Annotated in this window: 1 protein-coding gene; it reads left to right on the top strand. The window is 60.9% G+C overall.

From position 1 onward, the window contains the following. Positions 1-67 precede the first annotated feature (67 nt). Positions 68-258, top strand: a 191-nt coding sequence (locus AAEY78_RS13850) for a LysR family transcriptional regulator (RefSeq protein ID WP_352339940.1), incomplete at its 3' end; no start/stop codon positions are given.

Genomic DNA, 258 nt, shown 5'->3' on the forward strand with positions numbered 1-258 from the left:
GTCGAGTCCACCCAACAAATGAGCAATAGTTACGCAGAATGAAATAAATTCATCCATGGAGCCCGCCATGTTTGCCTCGCTGCCCCTCACCGCCCTGCGCGCCTTTGAATCCGCATCGCGCCTGCTCAGCTTCAAGGCGGCAGCCCTGGAACTGTCGGTGACGCCGACAGCGGTGTCCCATCAGATCCGCTCCCTGGAAACCTGGCTGGGGGTGGCGCTGTTCGAACGCCTGCCGCGCCAGGTAAGGCTGACCGAATG

It is taken from the genome of Psychrobacter sp. 16-MNA-CIBAN-0192, assembly GCF_040309565.1.
Lineage (GTDB): Bacteria > Pseudomonadota > Gammaproteobacteria > Pseudomonadales > Moraxellaceae > Psychrobacter.